The 3,958-nt window shown below is 68.3% G+C and carries 5 protein-coding genes; 1 reads left to right on the forward strand and 4 read right to left on the reverse strand.

The annotated features are described in order from the left end of the window. From H926_RS27590 to H926_RS27595, 4 genes are all read right to left on the reverse strand, one after another. A partial coding sequence (locus tag H926_RS27590) for an AAA family ATPase (protein ID WP_148291748.1) occupies positions 1–721 on the reverse strand: 721 nt, incomplete at its 3' end. Between the two features lie 37 nt (positions 722–758). Continuing rightward, positions 759–1,508, reverse strand: coding sequence for a thioredoxin domain-containing protein (locus tag H926_RS0113845; RefSeq protein ID WP_022676844.1), 750 nt, complete (start codon positions 1,506–1,508; stop codon positions 759–761). A 47-nt stretch (positions 1,509–1,555) separates the two neighbouring features. After that, the gene (locus tag H926_RS0113850; protein ID WP_022676845.1) at positions 1,556–2,311 is read right to left on the reverse strand and encodes a thioredoxin domain-containing protein; all 756 of its coding nucleotides are present in this window, start codon (positions 2,309–2,311) and stop codon (positions 1,556–1,558) included. Further along, positions 2,308–2,952, reverse strand: a complete 645-nt coding sequence (locus H926_RS27595; RefSeq protein ID WP_022676846.1) for a DUF721 domain-containing protein — start codon at positions 2,950–2,952, stop codon at positions 2,308–2,310. The genes H926_RS0113850 and H926_RS27595 overlap by 4 nt, the downstream gene beginning before the upstream one ends. A gap of 14 nt (positions 2,953–2,966) precedes the next feature. Here H926_RS27595 and H926_RS27600 point away from each other — a divergent pair. After that, a partial coding sequence (locus H926_RS27600) for an A/G-specific adenine glycosylase (protein ID WP_237741041.1) occupies positions 2,967–3,958 on the forward strand: 992 nt, incomplete at its 3' end.

The raw sequence follows: 3,958 nt of genomic DNA on the forward strand, positions 1-3,958 counted from the left end.
CCTGGGCAGCGGCGGCGGCATCGCGCCAGCGGGCAAAGACCAGCCGCGCCTCGGCCACGCGGATCTTGTCAGACACGGCGCGATAGCGCTCGGCCGCACGGGCCTGGCGGCGCAGCGCGGCAATCTGGCCATCGAGCCTGGCCATGAGGTCTTCCAGCCGTGCCAGATTGGCCTCGGTCGCGCGCAGCTTCTGTTCGGCATCGCGCCGGCGCACGTGCAGGCCGGCAATGCCTGCTGCTTCTTCCAGCATCATCCGCCGCTCGGCCGGCTTGGCGGCGATGACTGCGGCAATGCGCCCCTGGCTGACCAGTGCCGGGCTATGCGCGCCGGTGGCGGCATCGGCAAAGATCAGCCCCACGTCCTTGGCGCGCACATCGCGGCCGTTGACGCGATAGGCGGAACCGGCGCCGCGCTCGATCCGCCGCACCACTTCCAGTTCGCCGCCCCACTGGTCGTCAGGGTCGGTCTGGGCGGTCAGGGCCACTTCGGCAAAGGCGCGGGCCGGTCGGCTGGTGCTGCCGGCAAAGATCACGTCGTCCATGCCCGCGCCGCGCATGGCCTTGGCCGAAGCCTCCCCCATGACCCAGCGCAGCGCTTCCAGCAGGTTGGACTTCCCGCAGCCGTTGGGGCCGACCACGCCGGTCAGCCCCGGTTCGATGCGCAGTTCGGCCGGTTCGACAAAGCTCTTGAAGCCCGAAAGCTTCAACCGCTGGAAATGCATCGCCCCGGCCCCCCTGGCCCCATCCCCGGAACGGGGATCAGCGCGCGCCGGCGCGCTGCAGGATCGGCTCGAGCTGTTCCCAGGTGGCCACGTCCACGTTCTTGCCGTTGACGATGAAGGTGGGCGTGCCGCTGATAGTGTACTTGTCACCGGCGGTCTGGGTATCGCTGGCCAGCGCCTCGGCAGTCTTGGAATTGGCGAGGCAGGCCATCGCCTGATCGCGCGCAATGCCGCGGGCGCCGAAGAAATCGATCAGGCCGCCCTTGTCGGCCATCACGCCGAACATCTGCGCGGGCGGCAGGTTCATCGCCTGGATTTCCTTGGCGGCGGGCTGCAGCTTGGCAAAGATGTCCTTCTGGTTGGCATAGACCTGCTGGGTCAGCGCAAAGAAGCTGTCCGGCGAGCCGCAGTGCGTCAGCATGGCCATCGTCGTGTCGAACGGATCACGCACGAAATTGCGGAATTCCAGGCTGACGCGGCCGCTGTTGACATAGGTGTCACGCAGCTTGGGGAAGCCCTTTTCCTCGAACTCGGCGCAGTGCGGGCAGGTGAGCGAGCCGAACTCGATCAGCTTGATCGGCGCGTCGGGATTGCCCATCACATAGCCGCCATCGGCATTCTTGCTGACCACATCGCTCCAGGCCTTGCCGGCGGGCGGGGCCACGGTGGGCAGGGCAGCGGCAGACTGGGCGGCCGGGCCGCCGGCATCGTCCTTCTTGCCGCAGGCAGCAAGACCCAGGGTTAGCGGCAGGGCCAGAAGCGCAAGGCGTGTGGTGGCAAATTTCATCACAGGTTTTCCCGTTGCATGGGGCGGTAAAGGGAGGGGGGTGCCGATCAGTTGATACGCGCTTCAAGCTGCGGCTTGAGCGCGGCCCAGCTGGCCGTGCCGGCCAGCGGCAAGCCGTTGATCATGAAGGCCGGCGTGCCTTCGACATAGTCCTTTTCGGCGGCGTCCTTGGTGCCGGCGGCCAGGCGGTTGGCCAGGCCTTCGTCAGCGAGGCAGCGATCGGCCGCGGTACGGCTGACCCCGCGCGAGGCCATCATGTCATAGAACTTGAAATCGCTGGCGATGGCGCGGGTGCGGCTGGCCAGCGGGCCGGTGATCCAGCGCTGGCGCTGGGCCGGGCTGGCGGTCATTTCCAGGCCGATCCAATCGTCCTGGCGCGTCAGGAACATCAGGTGCGTCTGCCAGAACTGTGCGGGCGGCACGCAGTGGGTGAGCAGCGCCACGGTCAGGTCGATCGGGTCGCGCACGAAATTGCGCACCTCGATCGAACCCTTGCCGGGCGCGATGAAGCCCAGGCGCAACTGGGCATCGGCTTCCTGGGTGAAATGGGCGCAGTGCGGACAGGTATAGCTGATGTATTCCACCAGCTTGACCGGGGCATTGGGGTTGCCGAGCAGGAAACTGTCGCGCGCGGTGCGCACCACGGTCTGGTTCCAGTTGCGGCCAGCGGGTGCGGCGGGCGCCTTTTTCGGCGGAGCAGCCTGGGCCGGATTGGCCACCAGCGTGGCAAGCGCGGCGGCAAGCGAAAGGGCCATGGCCCTGGCAGTGGAACGAAGTGTCGTGGTCACGTTCGGAATGGTCACTTGCGGATATCCCTGTTGTCCCGGTTTGGCTTTGGTTCTGGTTTGGCGCTGGCTTCGCCCAGCGAGCGGGCGAGCGATTCCAGCACGGCCCGCAGTTCCGGGTCTCCCACGGCGCGCAGGCTGTCGCCCAGGTCCATCGGCACCGGTTTCAACGTCGGCGGCGCCAGCGGCGCAGGGCCTGTCGGGCGTGGCGCCTGAACCACGCCTTGACGCAGCTTGACCTTGGCCACGGCGCGATAGCCGAAGAAGCGGTTCACCCGCTCGATGATCTCGGGCACCACGTGCTGGATCAGCGGGGCATGGGCGGGGGTTACCACCAGTTGCAGGATGCCGTCGGCCTTTTCGCCCGGGGCAAAGCGGATCGATTCGGGCATGCAATGGCGGGCATGGGCCGTGCCGACGATTTCGGGCCAGCGGGTCACGACCGAGCTTTGCACAAAGCCGAAGCGGCGAAACGCGGTGCGGCCGATCGCCGGCATCAAGTCGGCAATCTGCCGTGCCTCTCCGCCGCGCTTGCGCTCAAAGCCCTTGGGCGCGGCCTTGCTCGCTGCCGCGTTGGCTGGCTTGGCGGCCGGCTTGGCGGCACCCTTTCGGGCAGGGCGGGGTTTGGCCTGATCGCTTTCCATGATGGCGCCTGCCATGCCATAGCGGCGCCATGCAAGCCAGTGGCCATCCTGACGATTTCCCCGCCCAACGTGATGAAACCGCAAGCGTGCCGGCCAGCCATGGCGTGGCCGCGGCCCTGCTGGCCTGGTACGATGCCCATGCGCGGGTGCTGCCCTGGCGCAGCCGGCCGGGAACGCCAGCCCCCGATCCCTACCGCGTGTGGTTGTCGGAAGTGATGCTGCAGCAGACCACCGTGGCAGCGGTCGGCCCCTATTTCGAGAAATTCACCCGCACCTGGCCCACCGTGCATGATCTGGCCGCCGCCGACGACGCGGCGGTCATGGCGGCCTGGGCGGGGCTGGGCTATTATGCCCGCGCGCGCAATCTGCTGGCCTGCGCGCGCGCGGTTTCCGCGCTGGGCGCTTTTCCCGATACCGAGGAGGGCCTGCGCGCGCTGCCGGGCCTTGGCGCCTATACCGCAGCGGCAGTGGCGGCGATCGCGTTTGGCCGGCATGCCGTAGTGGTCGATGCCAATGTCGAACGGGTCGTGGCACGGCTTTTTGCCATCGATGTGCCGCTGCCCGCTGCACGCCCGGCCATTCGCGCGGCCACCGCCACCATCACGCCCACGGCGCGCGCGGGTGATTTCGCCCAGGCGATGATGGACCTGGGCGCCACGATCTGCACGGTCAAGGCGCCGCGCTGCCTGTTGTGCCCACTGCGCGGCGCCTGCCAGGCAGAGGCGGAAGGCCGGGCCGAGGCGCTGCCGGTCAAGGCGCCCAAGAAAGCCAAGCCGCAACGCCAGGGACACGCGTTCTGGATCGAACGGGTCGATGCCGATGGCCAGGCGCAGGTGCTGGTGGTGACGCGGCCGGGCAAGGGCATGCTGGGCGGCATGCGGGCGCTGCCCGACGATGGCTGGAGCGCGCGGGCCGATGGTGATGGCCAGCCGCCGGTGGCCGGAACCTGGCGATCCGCCGGAGTGGTGCGCCATGCCTTTACCCATTTCGATCTCGATCTGCATTTGCTGGTAGGCGCAGG

Origin of the sequence: Novosphingobium sp. B-7, assembly GCF_000410615.1 — a bacterium.
GTDB lineage: Bacteria > Pseudomonadota > Alphaproteobacteria > Sphingomonadales > Sphingomonadaceae > Novosphingobium > Novosphingobium capsulatum.